The sequence below is a fragment of the Burkholderia sp. M6-3 genome (genome assembly GCF_050858985.1).
Classification (GTDB): Bacteria; Pseudomonadota; Gammaproteobacteria; order Burkholderiales; family Burkholderiaceae; genus Paraburkholderia; species Paraburkholderia caledonica.
In genome coordinates this window covers 3,687,173-3,703,935 of record NZ_CP110090.1, presented here as the reverse complement: position 1 = coordinate 3,703,935, position 16,763 = coordinate 3,687,173, and the positions used below count along the sequence as shown (strand labels likewise).

Here is a 16,763-nt window from a genome sequence, read left to right as displayed (position 1 = left end):
GATTTACGTCGCGGGACCGATTGCGCTGATCACTTCCTTCACCACCTCCGCCCATTCGCCTAGTACCTTCTGCCGGAACAGCCGCATTCCCGGATACCACGGCGAGTCGCTCCGTTCTTCAAGCCAGCGCCAGTCTGAATTGGCCGGCAGCAGAAGCCAGACCGGCTTGCCGAGCGCGCCGGCCAGATGTGCGACGGCGGTGTCGACGGCGATCACCAGATCGAGGTTCATGATCAGCGCGGCCGTGTCCTCAAAGTCGTTCAACTCACCGGTGAAATCGTGCATGCGGAAGGCTTGCGGCGCGGCGGCGAGTTGCGCGTGCGCCGCACCCTTCTGCAACGGATACCAGTCCACATTGGCGACATCGGCGAGCGCGTGCAGGTCGGCAAGCGCCATTGACCGGTAGCGGTCGTTGCCGAACGCCGGACTGCCCGCCCACACGAGGCCCGCCTTGCGCTTCGCATCGCCGGTTTTCTTCAGTTTCTTGCGCCAGGCTTTGACCTTGGCGTGGTCCGCGAACAGATACGGTACTTCGGCCGGGATGGTGGACAACTCAGTGCCCACGCATGACGGCACGCTCGTCATGGGCACCCAGAAATCGTAGTTCTGCTCCGGTTTTCCGCTGAACGTGTTGTCTACGCCCGGCATGCGTTGAACAAGACTCAGCAATGGCTCGCGCACGCAGACGTCTACTGTGGCGCCGCGTTCGTGCAGCAAGCGCGCAAAACGCAGGAACTGGAAATGATCTCCGAAACCCTGCTCGCCGACGATCAACACACGACGTCCGTTGAGCGGTTCGCCGCGCCATTCGGCCACGCCCGGAATCGCGAGCGCTTCGTAATCGCTCTTACGCCAGCGCAGCGCAAACTCGGCCCAACCCTGCTTGAAATCGCCGCGCTTAAGCAGCAGCCAGGCAAGGTTCTGATGGGCGTCGGCGTAGTGCGGATCGCGCGCGAGCGCCTCACGATAGAACGTCTCCTCTTCGTCGAGCCGCCCCTGCGCGCCGAGCGAGCCGCCCAGGCACACGAGGTTGGTCGGATTCGGCGCGATTGCAACCGCGCGACGGTAGTGCGACTCCGCGCCCGCGTAGTCGCCATGCTTGCCGATCGCGCTACCCAGGTTGATGTGCGCCTCGGCGTAATCCGGGCGCAACGCGAGCGCGCGCTCAAAGCTCGCGACGGCCGCCTCGCGCTCGCCTTGCGCTGTGTAGGCATTGCCCGCGTTGAAGTGGGCTTCCGCTGAAGCCGGATCGATTCGCAAGGCGTCGCGATAGCACGCCAGGGCTTCCGCGAAGCGCCCGAGTTTGCCGAGCGCCGTGCCCAGATTCAGATGGGCATCGACCAGTGCAGGGTTCGACGCGATTGCAAGCCGATATTGTTCGACGGCTTCGTTCAACGCGCCTTGCGCCTGCAACGCAGTGCCGAAATTGTTGCGCGCGTCGGCGAAATCGGGTTGTAGTTGCAACGCCTGGTCGTAACAGATGGTGGCTTCGTCGAGATGGCCAAGCGCGGCGGCGGCGAGTCCGCGGTTGCTCCAGCAGGCGGCGTCGTGACGGTCGTATTTGAGCGCGTTGCTCATCAGCGCGGCGGCGTCCGCGAATTGCCCGCGCTGATAATGCAGTACCCCGAAATAATGCAAAGCCTGCGAATTCGTCGGCGCGAGCGCCAGGATCTCGCGGTAGATGGAATCGGCGGTGTCGAGCCGGCCGGCCTGATGCGCGCCAAGCGCGGCATTCACGAGCGAAGTAACGCTGGATGACGGCGGCGCGGAATGCGCGCCGGCGCGCTGAGGTTGACGTTCCATGGAAACCTGCGGGAAAGGCTCCGGCGGCGCGCGTTGCACGCGCCGGCGGGTGTGGATAGGAGATGGTCCAGCATCTTATGGTCGGCATCACGGACCGACGATCGGACGCATCCTATTTCCCTTGCAGTTTTTTCCTGTTTGAGGTGCTTCGCCGATGTGCCGCGAAAGCGTCGCGCGAGACATCGGAAATTGCTGCTTTTACGGACGCTTTTGCGAACGCTTTTACATGAACATCAGGAAGTTGAGCAGGAAGATGTTCACGACCAGCAAGGTCAGCGCGGTAGGTATCTGAACCTTGATAACGGCGTTCTTATCCGGCAGTTCCAGCAAGGCCGCCGGCACCATGTTGAAGTTCGCGGCCATCGGCGTCATCAGCGTGCCGCAGTAGCCCGAGAACATGCCGATTGCCACCATCACGGCCGGATTGCCATGGAACACGCCGACGAGAATCGGCACGCCGACGCCGCCCGTCATTACCGGAAACGCAGCGAAGCCGTTGCCCATGACCATCGTGAAAAGCGCCATGCCGATGCAATACACGGCCACTGCGATAAACCGGTAGTCGAGGCTGATATACGCGGTGGTCACGTGAGCGACGGCTTTGCCGACACCCGCGTCCGAGAACACGAGGCCGAGCATGCCGAGCATTTGCGGCAACACGGCGGCCCAGGAGAGCGCGTCGACGAGACGGCGCGTTTCCTTCATCGACTGCCCGACGGTGTCGCGCGTCAGCACGCATGCAACCGCGAGCGCGATCACGCAGCCGATGCCGAAGCCGATCAACGTGACGTTGGCCTTCTCGATCAGCGGAACGCCGCCGAACACAAGGTGGCTCGCCGACAAGGTGATGATCACGGTGATCACGGGAATCGTGAGCGCGGGCACGAACAGCTTGTTGCCAAGGCGCGCGGCACTCGCCTTGCGCGCTTCAAGCGACAGCACTCTCGGCTTGCCGGCGGTGACCCCGCCGAAGCCGGCAATCAGCGCCATCACGATCACCGCGACGCCGACCACTGCGGGAGGCAGTTTGTCGCCGATCAGAAAGATCAGCGCATAAAGAATCCAGAAGCCGCCGGCCGTCAGGCGGCGCGGATGTTCCTTGTCCGTGACGATCATGCCGCCGACGATCAGCAGCACCACGCCCAACAGCCAGAAGAGATAGGTAATCGAGAGCGTCATGCTTTGTCTCCTGCAGCGGATTGCGTCGGCGATACGGCGGCGTTGCCCGCGCGGGCGTTGCCGCGCAATTCGCGGTCGAGCTTGCGGTCAAGCAGATACAGGCGGAAGCCGTGGATCAGAAATGCGCAGATTGCAGTGGGAATGCCCCAGACCGCGACGTGGATCGGCTCGACGATAATGCCTGCCTCCTTCAGGAAGGTGGTCATCAGCACGATCGCACCGAACGCAACGAAAATGTCTTCGCCGAAGAAGAGGCCGACGTTGTCCGTTGCCGCTGAAAACGCCCGCAGCTTGAAACGCACGGCGTCGCTGATCTTGCCGAAGCGGGTTTCGGTTGCACCTTCGGCCATCGGCGCGATGAGCGGGCGCACCATCTGCGGATGTCCGCCGAGCCCGGTCAGCCCAACTGCCGCAGTCAGCTCGCGCACGAGCAGATAAACGATCAGCAGGCGCCCGGCCGTGGCGGCCTTGATGCCGCTGATCCACGTCTGCGCGCGCTCGCGCAGGCCATGCCGTTCCAGCAAGCCGATTACCGCGAGCGGCAGAAGAATGATCAACGGAATGTTGCGCGTCTTGATGAAGCCAGTGCCGATTTCGGCGAGGATTTTCTCGACCGGAAAGTGCGCGGCCAGCCCGGTAATGATCGCGGCGACTGCCACGATCAGCATCGGATTGAACCGCAATAAAAAGCCAACGATGATGACGGCCACGCCGATGAGCGGCCATAGACTGACTGTTGTCTGCATCTGGATCTCCAAACAGGTTTCAACGTCGCCGCTTGTGACGGCTAACATGGGCCGGCGCGTGGCGATCCGCGCGCCGTTTTGTTTCCGCGGCTCTTGATGGCCGCGTTGCTACGCACTGCAATTGCACCTGCACCAGCATTCACTGCGATGAATCGACTGCGGATACTGCAAATCTCTGCATTACCTCTTGCACCTGGCGAACGCCCCGCATGTAGCGGGGCGTTCAGGGCGTTCAGGACATGACCGGGATGCGGCGGCGCGTACTTCAGACGCTTGCTGCGCCGGCCGCGTGCACCTCGATACCGGCCTGCTGCAGCGCGCTGCGGATGCGCCGCGCGAACGCGAGCGCATGCGGGCCGTCGCCGTGCAGGCAAATGGTCTGCGCGTTGAGCGGCACCCATTGACCGTCGACGGCGCGCACCCGCTGCTCGCGCACCATCGCAAGTGTGCGTTCGAGCACTTCGTCTTCATCTTCGAGTAGCGCGCCGGGCTCCTTGCGCGGCACGAGCGAGCCGTCGGCGCGATAGCCGCGATCGGCGAATACTTCTTCGATGGCGGTCAGCCCCGCGTTGCGCGCGGCGGTCACGAGACCGCTGTTGGCAAGCGCGAAAACCGCGACCGACGGATCGAAGTCATGCACGGCCGAAACGATCGCGTCGGCGATCTTCGCGTCGCGCGCGGCCTGGTTGTAGAGAGCGCCGTGCGGCTTCACGTGCGCGATGCGCCCGCCCTCGGCCTGCGCGATTGCCGACAGCGCGCCGAGTTGATAAAGCACGCCCGCGTAAATGTCGGCCGCCGGCAAGTCCATCTCCTTGCGGCCGAAGTTCTCCGGATCGTTGAAGCTCGGATGCGCCCCGATCGACACGCCTTTTTTCACCGCCCATCGCACGCAGTCACGCATGGCGTTGGCGCCACCGGCGTGCCAGCCGCACGCGATATTCGCGGAGCTGACGAGGTCGAGCAGCGCCTCGTCGGAGCCGCAGCCTTCGCCGAGGTCGGCGTTCAGATCGATTTCCATGATGTTCCTCTACTCTCAAGAAAACGCCGGGCCGCCCCAAGTTTTCTTGCCCCTCGAAAGGCCGGGCGCGACGCGCCAGGCTTGGGGGCGGTCATTGTCACAACGCTGCGGCGGCCATCTGCCGTGCGCAACGTTCTTCATGCATTGCTATGGCGGCGTCGATTTGCCGCAAATAGGTGCGCTCTTCCAGTAAAGCGTGGCGCGCTTCGTAGGGCGTGGTCGGAATGAAGCGGACCGCCGCATTCAGCCGCACCTGGGCGAGCTTCCACAAGTCGGCCTGAATGACCGCGCCGATCTTCGGATAGCCACCGGTAGTCTGTGCGTCGCTCATCAGCACGATCGGCTGGCCGTTCGGCGGCACCTGGATCGTGCCCGGCAGCACCGCGTGTGACAGCAGATCCGCTTTGACTTTGCGCTTCAGTTCCGTGCCGGCAAGCCGGTAGCCCATGCGGTTGCTGTTCGGCGTGACCAGCCACTCGTCGGACCAGAAAGACTCGTGTGCTTCGTCGGTGAAACTTTCGTACTCGGGGCCGCGCAACACCCGAATCGGGACCGCCCAGGGCACGCCTGTCGGATGACGGCCGCGCCGCAGCGGTTCGTCCACGAGCACGAACTTGCACCACGCAGGCGCTTTGACGCCGAACTCCGGCGCCTCGGGAGAGAAGCCGACGTGAGCGCGCTGCGGCGGCGCGCCGACCGGCAGGCGGTCGCCGTCGCGCAGCGCCCGGCCCCCGAGACCGCCGAAGTGAGCCGCAAGGTCGGTGCTGCGCGAACCGAGCATCGGCAATACGTCGATGCCGCCCGCGATGCACACGTAGCCGCGCATGCCGCGCTTCGCCGCGTTCAGTACCAGCTCCTGGCCGGCCTTCACGGGCAGGCTCCACCACGAGTAGACCGGCTTGCCGTCGAGCGTCGCGCCGAATTCAGTGCCGGTGATGGCCACTCGCGTCGCGCGCAGGAAGCGCAGCACGGTGGGGCCGAAGGTGATTTCGAGACCTGCGGCGTCGGGCCGGTTGCCGACGAGCCGGTTGCCGACTTCCAGCGACAGGCGGTCGAGCGCCCCGCCCATCGCGACGCCCAGATGCCGGTAGCCGTGACGGCCGAGGTCCTGAATCGTGGTCAGCAGACCTGCGCGAATCACGTCGATCATGCGTGTATCCCCGCAATCGTGAAGCGCACCCGGTCGCCCGGCTGCAACAAGGTGGGCGGGCGGCGCGTTGGGTCGAACAGCGGCAGTTCCGTGCGGCCGATCAGTTGCCAGCCGCCGGGCGACGTAGCTGGGTAAATGCCCGTCTGCTCCCCGCCGATGCCGACCGAACCGGCCGGCACTTCGAGTCGCGGCGACGCGCGGCGCGGCGTATGCAGCGCCTCTTCCAGTCCGCCCATATAGGCGAAGCCCGGCTGGAAGCCGAGGAAAAAGACCACGTATTCGCCACCCGAATGCCGCTCGATCACCTCGCGCACGCTCAAACCGGTATGGTTCGCCACTGCACCCAGGTCGGGGCCGAACTCTCCGCCGTACTGGACGGGGACTTCGACTTCGCGGCCCGGCGCGGGCGCTGCGCTGACTGCTTGCCAGGCCTCCTGCAGCCTCGTCGTTAGCGCGTCGCGGTCGGCTTCGACGGGATCGAACACAAGCGTCAGATTGTTCATGCCCGGGACGACTTCGAGCACATGAGGCCAGTGCTGCGCCATTTCGGCAGCCGCCCACACGCGGCGCTGGCAATCCAGCGTCGCGGGCGGGGGCGCCTCGCAGACAAGCGCGGCGTCGCCGAGCGGAAAAATTCTGGGTTGGCTCATGGCTTGAAGACCCGAAGATGTCGAAGAGTTCTGCGTTGTGAACGCCGTCGGAAACCATGGGGCATGGTTACGCGACGTTTGAAGCGTACATTGTCAATAAAATATCAACAATTTATCAATAAGAGTTTTCGCCAGGCTCGCCGCCGTGAGCCGCTCGTCGTACACTCCCGACACTCTCCATCCCGTTTTCCTGAGAAATTCACATGTCGCGGCATCCCACCAAGATCGTCTCGTCCGAACATCTCGTGTCGGACACGAGCGCGGAACTGTCCGAGCTCGAGTACGCGCTCATCATGGCCGGCAACGCATTCAACCGATGGATGGTGCGCTGCATGTCGGCGGCCGGGGACAAGGACATGACCGCAATCGAGGTCTCGCTGCTGCATCACGTGAGTCATCGCGAGCGCCGCAAAAAACTGGCCGACATCTGCTTCGTCCTCAACATAGAAGATACGCACGTCGCGACCTATGCGTTGAAGAAGCTCGTAGCTAGAGGGTATGTAAAAAGCGAAAAGACCGGCAAGGAAGTGTTTTTTTCGGCGACGGAAGCGGGCCGTGCGCTGTGTCTGAAGTATCGGGAGGTGCGCGAGAGTTGCCTCATCTCGACGCTGAAGGAAAGCGGCCTCACCAACGAACAGATTGGCGACGCGGCGCAATTGATGAGAAACGCGTCTGGGATGTACGACACAGCCGCGCGCGCGGCGGCGTCGTTATAAATGTGAGGCGCTGGGACGCGCGCCAGCGGGGTATGAGTTTCCTGGCTGCATGCAAGCCGCGCTAAGCGGTGTGTTGCCGGTCGCTCTTCACACGCATCTAGCCGACGGTCCGCGCATGAAGCCCCGCTTCGGTCACGATCATGTCGAGCGGGATGTCATGCACCTCGCGCTCCAGTGCAGAGGTGCGGCATGCTTCATACGCCACACCCACCGTAATCGGCTTCTTCGCTCCGGGCCAGCCGGCGAGCGTACGGTCGTAGTAGCCGCCGCCATAACCGAGCCGGTAGCCGTCGGCATCGAAACCCACGCAGGGAACGAGCAGTAGCTCGGGCGTCACCATTCGCCCTGTGGTGGGCTCCGCGATCTTGTGGTGGCCGATCTTCATCGGCGTATCCGGCGACCATGCGTGGAACTCGAGAGGCAACCCGCGTTCCTTGATGATCGGCAGGCTGGCTTCGCGCTGCGTGCTGCCCGCGAGCCAGATGGTGATCGCTGCACGCGCATCGAATTCGCCTGCGAGCGGCCAGTAGAACCCGACGCTTTGCACGTCGAAATGCTTGAGCGCATCGAGAATGCAACGTCCGAGCGCGGCATTGTTCGTCGGCTCGGAAGCCGCTTGTAGCCTTGCTTCCAATAGCATTCGACGCAGCGCCTTTTTCGATTCCGCGACAGGGTTGCATGCTATGCTTGGGTTCAATTCGCGCTCCAGAAACAACGATGTCAAAAAGTCTTTATCGAGTATATCGCGCGGCAGGCATGGCGTTAGCCGCAGCGGCGCTCGTCGCATGCAGCACGGCGTCAGCCGTCAAGCCTCTTCCCATTTCGCAGCTCAACAACGACGATCAGATTTTCGTCCAGTTGCGCGAGGCCGCCCGCAATAACGACGCGGCTCGTGCGGTGCAGTTGGCAAGCATGATCCCGAGCTATCCAGCGCCTTCGTATCTGGAGTACTTCCAGATCAAGCCGCAACTCTTCGATTCCGGCGGCCATGCGCGCGTCGACGCGCCAGACGCGCCGGTGCTCGCGTTCCTGCAGAAGTACGACGGCCAGGCGATCGCCGACCGCATGCGCAACGACTACCTCACGGTGCTCGGCACGCGCCACGATTGGCGCAACTTCGACCAGCAATATGCGCGCTTCGTGCTGAACGACGATACGCAGGTCAAGTGCTATGCGCTCGAATCGCGTGCGTCGCGCGGCGAGAATGTCGCGGACGCGGCGCGCGCGCTGCTCGTCGATCCGAAATGGTACGGCGACGGCTGCGTCGATCTGATCACGGTGCTCGGCGTGAACAAGCAGTTCAGCACCGACGACATCTGGCAACAAATCCGTCTCGCTTACGAACAGAACTATCCGAATACCGGCAGCAAGCTGGTCGACGCGCTGGGCGACCAGGCGCCCGATCCGGTGCTGTTCGGCCAGGCTACCAGTACACCGCCATTGTTGCTGGCGCGCGGTGTGAGTCCCGACGCGCAATCGCATCAACTTGCGCTGCTCGCCATCACGCGCATGGCACGCAACGATCCGGCCATGGCCGCGGCCACGTTCGCGTCTGTCGCGCCGTCGCTGAATTCGCCCGAACGCGCGATCGGCTGGGGCACCATTGCCTATCAGGCGGCAGCCAAGCAGATGCCGAGCGCCACCGACTGGTACAGGTTGTCGGCAAACGCGCCGCTCTCGAATCCAGCGTATGAATGGCGCACGCGCACCGCGCTGCTTGCGGGAGACTGGAACATGGTGCGCTGGTCGATCGAGCAGATGCCGGTGGCGCTGCGCAATCAGCCGTCGTGGGTCTATTGGCATGCCCGTGCGCTCAAGCAGGCGGGCGACACGACCACGGCCAACCAGGAATTCGAGTCGATCTCGCAGGGTTTCAACTTCTACGGGCAACTGGCCGCTGAAGAACTCGGGCAGAAGATTTCGGTGCCGCCGAAAACCATGGTGACCGATTCCGAAGTCCAGCAGGCCGGCAACACGCCTGGTTTCGATCTGGCGCAGCGCTTCTACGCGCTGAACTTGCGGCTCGAAGGCAATCGCGAGTGGAACTGGCCGCTGCGCACCATGAGCGACCGTCAGTTGCTTGCCGCCGCCGAATACGCGCGCCGTATCCAGCTGTATGACCGCACCGTCAACACCGCCGACCGCACGAAAACCGAACACGATTTCTCGCTGCGTTATTTGTCGCCGTTCCGCGATATCGTCGAACGGGATGCGCAGTCGAGCGGCCTGGACGTGGAATGGGCGTACGGGCTGATTCGCCAGGAATCGCGTTTCATCATTAATGCGCGCTCGGAAGTCGGCGCGGGCGGTTTGATGCAGCTGATGCCGGGCACCGCGCAACTCGTCGCAAAGAAGATCGGCCTCGGCCCGATTTCGCGCGAGCAGATGAACGACATCAACACCAACATCCTGCTGGGCACGAACTACCTGTCGATGATCTACAATCAGTTCGATGGTTCCGCCGTGCTGGCCACCGCGGGTTACAACGCCGGGCCGGGCCGTCCGCGTAACTGGCGGCAGACGTTGCAGCATCCGGTTGAAGGCGCGATCTTCGCCGAAGCGATTCCCTTCCAGGAAACGCGTGACTACGTGAAGAATGTGTTGTCCAACACGGTCTACTACGCGGCATTGTTCGAAGGCCGTCCGCAATCGCTGAAGGCGCGTCTGGGTTACATCGCACCGTAAGCGCCGTGCCGCCGCTGCCTCGGTGTGAGGCAGCGGTGCGCCACGCCAGCCGTTGCCGCGGCTTCCACCAGGGAGTCGAAAATGCGACACAAAGCCATTGCGATCATTGGCGGTTCCGGTTTCATCGGAAGCCATCTCGTCAACGCCCTCGTTGAAATGGGCAAAGACGTGCGCATCGCCACACGGCGACGCTATAACGCGCGCCACCTCACGCTGCTTCCTATCGACGTGATCGAGACCGACGTCTTCGATCCAGTCCAACTCGCTCGCTTCGTCGAGGAAACCGACTGTGTGATCAATCTGGTCGGCACGCTGCACGGCAAGCGACGCACACCATACGGTCCGGAATTCGCGCGCGCTCACGTCGAACTGCCGACTAGAATTGCGGCGGCTTGCGAAGGCAAGGGCGTGCATCGGCTAATTCATCTGAGCGCGCTTGGCGCCGACTCGAACGGCCCGAGCATGTACGCGCGCTCGAAGGGCGACGGCGAAAAAGCCGTGCACGCTTCGAATCTTGCGTGGACGATTTTTCGGCCATCCGTCGTGTTCGGTCCGGAAGACCAGTTTCTCAACAAGTTCGCTTTCTTGCAGCGCATTTTCCCCGTGATTCCGCTCGCAATGCCGGACGCGAAATTCCAGCCGGTCTATGTCGGCGACGTCGCGAAGGCGATCGTGAACGTGCTCGATCTCGATGCGGCGAGCGGCAAGACCTACGAGCTTGGCGGCCCGAGCGTCTATTCGCTCGAAGAGCTCGTTAAATATTGCGGCGATGTGATCGGCAGGCACGCGAGCATCATCCGTTTGCCGCAAATGCTGGCGCGCATGCAGGCAATGACCTTCGAAATGGCACCCGGTGAACCTGTCCTCACACGCGACAATCTCGACTCGATGAAAGTCGATAACGTGCTGACCCGGCCGCTCGCACCCGAGCTTGGTCTTGAGCCGGCCAGCCTCGAAACCATCGCGCCGGTCTATCTGAGCGGGGCGTCGGCACGCTCGCGTTTCGATGCGTTTCGCGCGAGCGCGGGGCGCTGAACCTTCTTATTTTCTTCCTCATACGAACCCGCATGAAGCTGCTTATTGGTGACAAGAACTATTCGTCGTGGTCGATGCGTCCGTGGCTGCTGTTCAAGCATTTTGGGATTGCGTTCGACGAAATCCTGATTCATCTGGACCAGCCCGGCACCAATGCCGCCGTGCTGGCTCATGCGCCGAAAGGCCCGGGCAAGATTCCATGTCTGATCGACGACGCGGGCCGTGCCATCTGGGATTCTCTGGCAATTGCCGAGACGTTGGCCGAGCGCTTTCCTCGGCACGCATTCTGGCCGCGCGACCCGGCGGCGCGTGCGCATGCCCGCAGTGTGAGCGCCGAGATGCATTCCGGCTTTGGCGAATTGCGCTCGCATATGTGGATGAACATTCGCGCGTCGTTCCCCGGCAAGAACGCAACGCCAGGTGTGCTGGCCGACATCGCGCGTATCGAGGCGATCTGGCGCGACTGTCTGGACACATATGGCGGTCCTTTCCTGTTCGGCGAGTTCACTATTGCGGACGCGATGTACGCACCGGTGGTCATGCGCTTCAACACGTGGCAGCCGGCGTTGTCCGAGACGTCGTCGGCGTATATGCGACGGGTCATGGCCGTGCCCGCCGTGAAAGCCTGGATCGACGGCGCGCTCAGCGAGACGCACGCCGTTGCGTATCTAGACGAATGCCGATGAACATCTATGCAGTGGGCGGCGCCATCCGCGACGAATTGCTGGGCGTGCCGGTTCAGGATCGCGATTACGTGGTGGTCGGCGCAACACCCGAGCAGATGGTCGCGCAGGGCTACCGTCCGGTCGGCAAGGACTTCCCCGTGTTCCTGCATCCGCAGACGCACGAGGAGTACGCCCTCGCGCGTACAGAGCGAAAAACCGCGGCGGGCTATCACGGCTTCCAGTTCTTCTACGCACCCGACGTGACGCTCGAAGAAGACCTGGCGCGCCGCGACCTGACGATCAACGCAATGGCTCGCGAGGTGCGTCCGGGAGGCGAACTGACAGGCCCGGTGATCGATCCGTTCGGCGGTCAGCGCGACTTGCAGGCAAAGCTGTTCCGCCACGTCAGCGACGCGTTTCTCGAAGATCCGGTGCGTATCCTGCGGATTGCACGCTTCGCCGCGCGTTTTGCTGATTTCACCGTTGCGCCTGAGACACTCGCGCTGATGCGCAAAATGGTGGCGGACGGCGAAGTGGACGCGCTCGTCGCCGAACGCGTATGGCAGGAGGTGTCGCGCGGTTTGATGGAGAAAAAGCCGTCGCGCATGTTCGAAGTACTGCGCGATTGCGGCGCATTGGTGCGGATTCTGCCGGAGATCGACGCGCTGTTCGGCGTGCCGCAGCGCGCCGACTATCACCCCGAAGTCGATACGGGCGTGCACGTAATGATGGTGCTCGACCACGCCGCGCAGCAGGGTTATGCGCTGCCCGTGCGGTTTGCGGCGCTCACGCATGACCTCGGCAAAGCCACCACGCCCGAAGATATTCTGCCGCGGCATATCGGCCACGAAGGACGCAGCGTGGATCTGCTCAAGCCTCTGTGCGAGCGCTTACGTGTTCCGAACGAATGTCGCGACCTCGCGGTGCTGGTGGCGCGCGAACACGGCAACATCCATCGCGTGACGGAAATGGGCGCCGCTGCGCTCGTGAGGCTGCTCGAGCGCTGCGACGCGATACGCAAGCCTTCGCGTTTCGCAGAAGCCTTGCAGGCGTGCGAGGCCGACGCGCGCGGCCGGCTCGGTTTCGAAGCGCGGGAGTATCCGCAGGCGGAGCGTCTGCGAGTCGCGCTCGTCGCAGCGCGGGGCGTGGACGCGGGCGCCGTCGCCAAACGGCTCGCCGATACGCCGGCCGGCATCAAGGACGCCGTGCATCAAGAACGCGTGCGTGCTGTGGCCGCGGCGCTTGAGTGAGCGAAGTGGGGCGGTAGTGCACCGACGGTCTTTCGTGAAAGAGCTTTCCGAGCTGTCGCAATCAATCGCGCAGTCAACCGCTCGGCGGCTTTACAGGAGCCTCGCGATAAGCGACAGCAACATCGACAGCAACAACGTCGACATAAACGGAAAGTGATATTCGCGTCCGAACAGACGCACGCTGACGTCGCCGGGCATTCGTCCAATGCCGAGCTTTCGAAGCCACGGCCAGCAAGCCGACAGCACCGCGAGGGCAACGAAAGTAGTCAACAGCCAGCGGATCATTGTGCGTACCCCGGCATTACAGCGTGTGTGACCGGTCGCCGCTGGAAAACGCCTGCAGCGTGTCTTCCAGTCCGCGCGAGAACGCGATCACCTTGAATAGCTCGCCCATTTCGGCCTCCGACAACAGCTTCTGCACCGCGTTCGCCGCAGGCAAAAAGCGCGCTGTGTCGGCGGGATCGATTTCGGATAACGCATCCGTAATGCCCGCGTTCAGCAGGAAACGGGCTTGCGACGTGAAGCCCAGCAGGTCGGCTCCGGTTTCAACGCCGGCTTCGGCGATACCCGTGAATTCCACGTGCGCGGTGATGTCCTGCAAGCCAGGATAGACAAATGGATCGCCATGCGCGCGATGCCGGTAGTGGCACATCAGCGTGCCTTGCGCGCGCTGCGCATGGTAGTACTCGTGACGCGGGAAACCGTAGTCGATGAAGAACGCCGCGCCGCGTGCGAGCATCGTGCAGATGGTGCGCGTGAAGGCGCGTGCGGCGTCGTGCGTTTCGGCAAGGTAGTCGCCGCCGGTCGTGTCGATTTCGGACAGCAATGCCATGTCGGCGGATGCGGACACCGGGCGGTCTTCGAATGCGAACCACCCGTCGCGCCATGCAACGCCGCGTTCGCACCAGGCGCCGTCGACGGAAGCAAAAAGCCGCACCGGCATCGCGTCCAACACTTCGTTGCCGATCACCACGCCCTCGAAGCGCTCCGGCAGTGCGTCCAGCCAGCGCACTTTGCCCGCGAGTAAAGGCGCGGCGGCTTCAATCGTTTCACGCTGACGCTCACGCAATTCTCCCGACAGATCGACGATCGAATAGCTGTCGAATTCAGCGCCGAGCGCGACGAGCGCGTTCAGCAAGCCTGCCGCGAGTTTGCCGGTGCCGGCGCCGAACTCCATCACGTTGCGTGTACCGCTTGCGTGCAGCGCTTCGGCGACAGGACGCGCCAGCGTGGTCGCGAAGAGCGGCGATAGTTCGGGTGCCGTGACGAAGTCACTGCCGTCGTCGCCGCGCAAGCCGAACTTGCGGGCGCCGCCGCTGTAGTAGCCGAGTCCGGGCGCGTACAGCGCGCGCTCCATATAGCGATCGAACGGCAACCAGCCGCCGGCCTCTTCAAGCTCTGCTCGAATGAGCGCGACGAGCGCTTCGGACTGCGCGAGCGCGCTCGGGCCGGGAGCAGGTAAACTATCGGGTTGGTGAGCTTTCGGATTCATTCCCGCATTGTAAATGACCACTTCTATCGACACCGCCGCCGCCCGCGAGCCCGAAACGCCGCGTGTCGTCCTGATTACCGGCGCCGCGCGCCGCATCGGACGTTCGCTCGCGCTCGGCTTTGCCGCGCGGGGCTGGGACGTGGCCGTCCACTACGGCGCGTCGCGCGGGGAAGCTGAAGAGGTGGTCGCGGAAATCGCGGGCATGGGCCGCCGCGCGGTGGCCTTGCATGCGGAACTGAGCGACGAGGCTCAGGTCGCGGCACTATTGCCGGCCTGCGCCGCGGCGCTCGGCCGGCCGGTTTGCATCGTCAACAATGCGTCGAGTTTCGAGGAAGACACGGCTCGCAACGTCGGCTACGAACTGCTGCTGAAGCTGACCGCGATCAACCTCGGCGCGCCGCTCGTGCTGGCTCGCATGCTGTTCGACACGACGCCGCAAGCCGCGCTTGTCGACGAAACGCAGCGCAGCGTCGTGATCAATGTGCTGGACCAGAAGCTGTACAACATGAATCCGGACTACCTGTCGTATACGCTGTCGAAGGCAGCATTGCAGACAGCCACGATCGCGCTCGCGCAGGCGTTGGCGCCGAAAGTGCGCGTAGTCGGACTCGCGCCTGGTCTGACGATGCAATCCGCCGATCAAACAGCGGAGAGCTTCGCGGCCGCTCATCGGGTTACGCCTTTGGGCCGTGCGTCGCGGCCGGAGGACATTGTGGCCGCCGCACTGTATCTCGCAGACGCAACCGGCGTCACAGGAACGACGTTGGTGGTCGACGGCGGGCAGCACCTCGTGCCGCTGCCGCGCGACGTGATGTTTCTAACGGGTTTTTAATGGGTTTCCAATGGGCGCCTGAAGCGCCCTTTGCGTGCCCCCACGCTCTTTTGGACTGGAACGAACATGTTTGCCGCTCTTTCGCATCCCCGGCTCGCCGACTGCCGCCGGCTCTTTCTGCGCAATTACGAAGTGCACATCAACATTGGCGTGCACGACTTCGAGAAGCGCGGCGAACAGCGCGTTGTCATCAATGTCGAGCTGTTTGTGCCGCTCGCGCTTTCCACGCCGGTGCAGGACAAGCTGGATGAAGTGGTCGACTACGACTTTATGCGTTCGACCATTTCGCGCCGCGTCGAGCAAGGCCATATTCACTTGCAGGAAACGCTGTGCGACGACCTCGTCAAGGCCATGCTCGAACATCCGCAAGTGCGGGCCGCGCGCGTTTCGACAGAAAAGCCGGATGTTTATCCCGACTGCGACGCGGTGGGCGTCGAAGTTTTCCGTATCAAAGAGGATTGAGCCATGAATGCTCCGGAAATCATTGACGACACCACGCCCGCGACCCGTCAGAAGTCGCCACTCACACGCCGCGAGCAGAAGGAAGCGTACGAGAACAACAAGCTCTTCAAGCGGCTTGCGCGCCAGGTCGGCGAGGCGATTGGCGACTTCAACATGATCGAGGACGGCGACAAGGTGATGGTCTGCCTGTCCGGCGGCAAGGACAGCTATGCGATGCTCGACGTGCTGATGCGGCTGCGCGAACGCGCACCGATCAACTTCGACATCGTTGCGGTGAACCTCGACCAGAAGCAGCCCGGCTTTCCCGAGCACGTGTTGCCAGAGTATCTGAAGCAGCTCGACATACCGTTTCACATCGAAAACCAGGACACGTATAGCATCGTCAAGCGGCTCGTGCCCGAGGGCAAGACCACCTGCTCGCTGTGTTCGCGATTGCGGCGCGGCATTCTCTATCGTGTGGCGGGCGAACTGGGCGCGACCAAGATCGCGCTCGGCCATCATCGCGACGACATTCTGCAAACGTTGCTGCTGAACATGTTCTACGGCGGCAAGCTGAAGGGCATGCCGCCCAAGCTGCAATCGGACGATGGCAAGAACATCGTGATCCGTCCGCTCGCCTACGTGAAGGAAACCGATCTGGAAAAGTACGCGGAATTGCGTGAATTCCCGATCATTCCGTGCAATCTGTGCGGCAGCCAGCCGAATCTGAAACGCGCTGAGATGAAGGCGCTGATTCGCGATTGGGAAAAGCGCTTCCCGGGGCGCATCGAAAATATGTTCAACGCGTTGTCGAATGTCGTACCGTCGCACTTGATGGATCACAATCTGTTTCCGTTCGCGGGCCTGCGCGCGACCGGCGAGGCCGATCCGCAAGGCGACATCGCATTCGACGAAGAACCGTGCTCGACCGACGCCGATAACGGCGCGCCGCTTGGCGCCGCGCGGCCGATCTCGATCGTCCAGTTCGACGATCTTTGATTCGAACGCTCGCAAAAAAGGCGTCTGCGTGCGGGCTTTCGCTCGCAAAATGGCCGCTTTCGCGGTCATTTTGACAAGTGCGTGCATGATAGAATCGACGGC

Annotated in this window: 17 protein-coding genes; 8 read left to right on the top strand and 9 right to left on the bottom strand. The window is 63.0% G+C overall.

All coding sequences use genetic code 11. The features are described from left to right. Positions 1 to 3: 3 nt before the first annotated feature. The 6 genes from OH764_RS16295 to pxpB form a co-directional block, all read right to left on the bottom strand. Entirely contained in the window at positions 4 to 1,803 is a 1,800-nt protein-coding gene (locus OH764_RS16295) for a tetratricopeptide repeat protein (protein ID WP_498847452.1), read from the bottom strand. Between the two features lie 222 nt (positions 1,804 to 2,025). Then, positions 2,026 to 2,982 (bottom strand): DUF979 domain-containing protein, encoded by a 957-nt coding sequence (locus OH764_RS16290; RefSeq protein ID WP_498847451.1) that lies wholly within the window; start codon positions 2,980 to 2,982, stop codon positions 2,026 to 2,028. Continuing rightward, a complete protein-coding gene (locus tag OH764_RS16285) occupies positions 2,979 to 3,728 on the bottom strand; it encodes a DUF969 domain-containing protein (RefSeq protein WP_498847450.1) in 750 nt (249 codons plus the stop codon). The genes OH764_RS16290 and OH764_RS16285 overlap by 4 nt, the downstream gene beginning before the upstream one ends. A 265-nt stretch (positions 3,729 to 3,993) precedes the next feature. Beyond that, positions 3,994 to 4,746 carry a 5-oxoprolinase subunit PxpA gene (pxpA, locus tag OH764_RS16280; protein ID WP_498847449.1) on the bottom strand — a complete coding sequence of 251 codons (753 nt, stop codon included), beginning with the start codon at positions 4,744 to 4,746 and terminating at the stop codon, positions 3,994 to 3,996. A 97-nt stretch (positions 4,747 to 4,843) separates the two neighbouring features. Next, positions 4,844 to 5,896: a 5-oxoprolinase subunit C family protein gene (locus OH764_RS16275; RefSeq protein WP_498847448.1), complete on the bottom strand. Its 1,053-nt coding sequence runs from the start codon at positions 5,894 to 5,896 to the stop codon at positions 4,844 to 4,846. Continuing rightward, on the bottom strand, positions 5,893 to 6,546 hold the full coding sequence (gene pxpB / locus OH764_RS16270) for a 5-oxoprolinase subunit B family protein (RefSeq protein ID WP_498847447.1): 654 nt from the start codon (positions 6,544 to 6,546) through the stop codon (positions 5,893 to 5,895). The genes OH764_RS16275 and pxpB overlap by 4 nt, the downstream gene beginning before the upstream one ends. A gap of 203 nt (positions 6,547 to 6,749) precedes the next feature. Here pxpB and OH764_RS16265 point away from each other — a divergent pair, with 203 nt between their 5' ends. Continuing rightward, positions 6,750 to 7,262: a winged helix DNA-binding protein gene (locus OH764_RS16265; RefSeq protein WP_020070795.1), complete on the top strand. Its 513-nt coding sequence runs from the start codon at positions 6,750 to 6,752 to the stop codon at positions 7,260 to 7,262. Positions 7,263 to 7,359: 97 nt separating this feature from the next. Here the strand turns inward: OH764_RS16265 and OH764_RS16260 are convergent, their stop codons facing one another. Continuing rightward, positions 7,360 to 7,902: a 5-formyltetrahydrofolate cyclo-ligase gene (locus OH764_RS16260; RefSeq protein WP_498848842.1), complete on the bottom strand. Its 543-nt coding sequence runs from the start codon at positions 7,900 to 7,902 to the stop codon at positions 7,360 to 7,362. Positions 7,903 to 7,979: 77 nt separating this feature from the next. Here OH764_RS16260 and OH764_RS16255 point away from each other — a divergent pair, with 77 nt between their 5' ends. From OH764_RS16255 to OH764_RS16240, 4 genes are all read left to right on the top strand, one after another. After that, positions 7,980 to 9,947 (top strand): lytic transglycosylase domain-containing protein, encoded by a 1,968-nt coding sequence (locus OH764_RS16255; protein WP_498847446.1) that lies wholly within the window; start codon positions 7,980 to 7,982, stop codon positions 9,945 to 9,947. Positions 9,948 to 10,028: 81 nt separating this feature from the next. Next, a complete protein-coding gene (locus tag OH764_RS16250) occupies positions 10,029 to 10,982 on the top strand; it encodes a complex I NDUFA9 subunit family protein (protein ID WP_498847445.1) in 954 nt (317 codons plus the stop codon). 32 nt (positions 10,983 to 11,014) lie between these two features. Continuing rightward, positions 11,015 to 11,668 carry a glutathione S-transferase family protein gene (locus tag OH764_RS16245; protein WP_498847444.1) on the top strand — a complete coding sequence of 218 codons (654 nt, stop codon included), beginning with the start codon at positions 11,015 to 11,017 and terminating at the stop codon, positions 11,666 to 11,668. Beyond that, positions 11,665 to 12,897, top strand: coding sequence for a multifunctional CCA addition/repair protein (locus OH764_RS16240; protein ID WP_498847443.1), 1,233 nt, complete (start codon positions 11,665 to 11,667; stop codon positions 12,895 to 12,897). Before OH764_RS16245 ends, OH764_RS16240 begins: the two co-directional genes overlap by 4 nt. 90 nt (positions 12,898 to 12,987) lie before the next feature. Here OH764_RS16240 and OH764_RS16235 read toward each other — a convergent pair whose 3' ends face one another. Then, on the bottom strand, positions 12,988 to 13,182 hold the full coding sequence (locus OH764_RS16235; protein ID WP_020070801.1) for a DUF2905 domain-containing protein: 195 nt from the start codon (positions 13,180 to 13,182) through the stop codon (positions 12,988 to 12,990). 16 nt (positions 13,183 to 13,198) lie between these two features. Then, a complete protein-coding gene (locus OH764_RS16230; protein ID WP_498847442.1) occupies positions 13,199 to 14,389 on the bottom strand; it encodes a class I SAM-dependent methyltransferase in 1,191 nt (396 codons plus the stop codon). Positions 14,390 to 14,402: 13 nt separating this feature from the next. On the opposite strand from OH764_RS16230, the gene OH764_RS16225 reads away from it, so the two are divergent. From OH764_RS16225 to ttcA, 3 genes are all read left to right on the top strand, one after another. Then, on the top strand, positions 14,403 to 15,221 hold the full coding sequence (locus OH764_RS16225; protein ID WP_498847441.1) for an SDR family oxidoreductase: 819 nt from the start codon (positions 14,403 to 14,405) through the stop codon (positions 15,219 to 15,221). A gap of 66 nt (positions 15,222 to 15,287) precedes the next feature. Then, positions 15,288 to 15,683: a dihydroneopterin aldolase gene (locus OH764_RS16220; protein ID WP_020070804.1), complete on the top strand. Its 396-nt coding sequence runs from the start codon at positions 15,288 to 15,290 to the stop codon at positions 15,681 to 15,683. A gap of 3 nt (positions 15,684 to 15,686) precedes the next feature. Continuing rightward, positions 15,687 to 16,661, top strand: coding sequence for a tRNA 2-thiocytidine(32) synthetase TtcA (ttcA, locus tag OH764_RS16215; RefSeq protein ID WP_498847440.1), 975 nt, complete (start codon positions 15,687 to 15,689; stop codon positions 16,659 to 16,661). Positions 16,662 to 16,763: the final 102 nt, after the last annotated feature.

What these genes read in the sequence shown, in the direction of transcription:
- OH764_RS16235 (WP_020070801.1), bottom strand. Translation starts at nt 13,182, where the DNA reads ATGATCCGCTGGCTGTTGACTACTTTCGTTGCCCTCGCGGTGCTGTCG.
- OH764_RS16255 (WP_498847446.1), top strand. Translation starts at nt 7,980, where the DNA reads ATGTCAAAAAGTCTTTATCGAGTATATCGCGCGGCAGGCATGGCGTTA.
- OH764_RS16260 (WP_498848842.1), bottom strand. Translation starts at nt 7,902, where the DNA reads ATGCTATTGGAAGCAAGGCTACAAGCGGCTTCCGAGCCGACGAACAAT.
- ttcA (WP_498847440.1), top strand. Translation starts at nt 15,687, where the DNA reads ATGAATGCTCCGGAAATCATTGACGACACCACGCCCGCGACCCGTCAG.
- OH764_RS16245 (WP_498847444.1), top strand. Translation starts at nt 11,015, where the DNA reads ATGAAGCTGCTTATTGGTGACAAGAACTATTCGTCGTGGTCGATGCGT.
- OH764_RS16225 (WP_498847441.1), top strand. Translation starts at nt 14,403, where the DNA reads ATGACCACTTCTATCGACACCGCCGCCGCCCGCGAGCCCGAAACGCCG.
- OH764_RS16250 (WP_498847445.1), top strand. Translation starts at nt 10,029, where the DNA reads ATGCGACACAAAGCCATTGCGATCATTGGCGGTTCCGGTTTCATCGGA.
- OH764_RS16285 (WP_498847450.1), bottom strand. Translation starts at nt 3,728, where the DNA reads ATGCAGACAACAGTCAGTCTATGGCCGCTCATCGGCGTGGCCGTCATC.
- pxpA (WP_498847449.1), bottom strand. Translation starts at nt 4,746, where the DNA reads ATGGAAATCGATCTGAACGCCGACCTCGGCGAAGGCTGCGGCTCCGAC.
- OH764_RS16220 (WP_020070804.1), top strand. Translation starts at nt 15,288, where the DNA reads ATGTTTGCCGCTCTTTCGCATCCCCGGCTCGCCGACTGCCGCCGGCTC.
- OH764_RS16290 (WP_498847451.1), bottom strand. Translation starts at nt 2,982, where the DNA reads ATGACGCTCTCGATTACCTATCTCTTCTGGCTGTTGGGCGTGGTGCTG.
- OH764_RS16240 (WP_498847443.1), top strand. Translation starts at nt 11,665, where the DNA reads ATGAACATCTATGCAGTGGGCGGCGCCATCCGCGACGAATTGCTGGGC.
- pxpB (WP_498847447.1), bottom strand. Translation starts at nt 6,546, where the DNA reads ATGAGCCAACCCAGAATTTTTCCGCTCGGCGACGCCGCGCTTGTCTGC.
- OH764_RS16230 (WP_498847442.1), bottom strand. Translation starts at nt 14,389, where the DNA reads ATGAATCCGAAAGCTCACCAACCCGATAGTTTACCTGCTCCCGGCCCG.
- OH764_RS16265 (WP_020070795.1), top strand. Translation starts at nt 6,750, where the DNA reads ATGTCGCGGCATCCCACCAAGATCGTCTCGTCCGAACATCTCGTGTCG.
- OH764_RS16275 (WP_498847448.1), bottom strand. Translation starts at nt 5,896, where the DNA reads ATGATCGACGTGATTCGCGCAGGTCTGCTGACCACGATTCAGGACCTC.
- OH764_RS16295 (WP_498847452.1), bottom strand. Translation starts at nt 1,803, where the DNA reads ATGGAACGTCAACCTCAGCGCGCCGGCGCGCATTCCGCGCCGCCGTCA.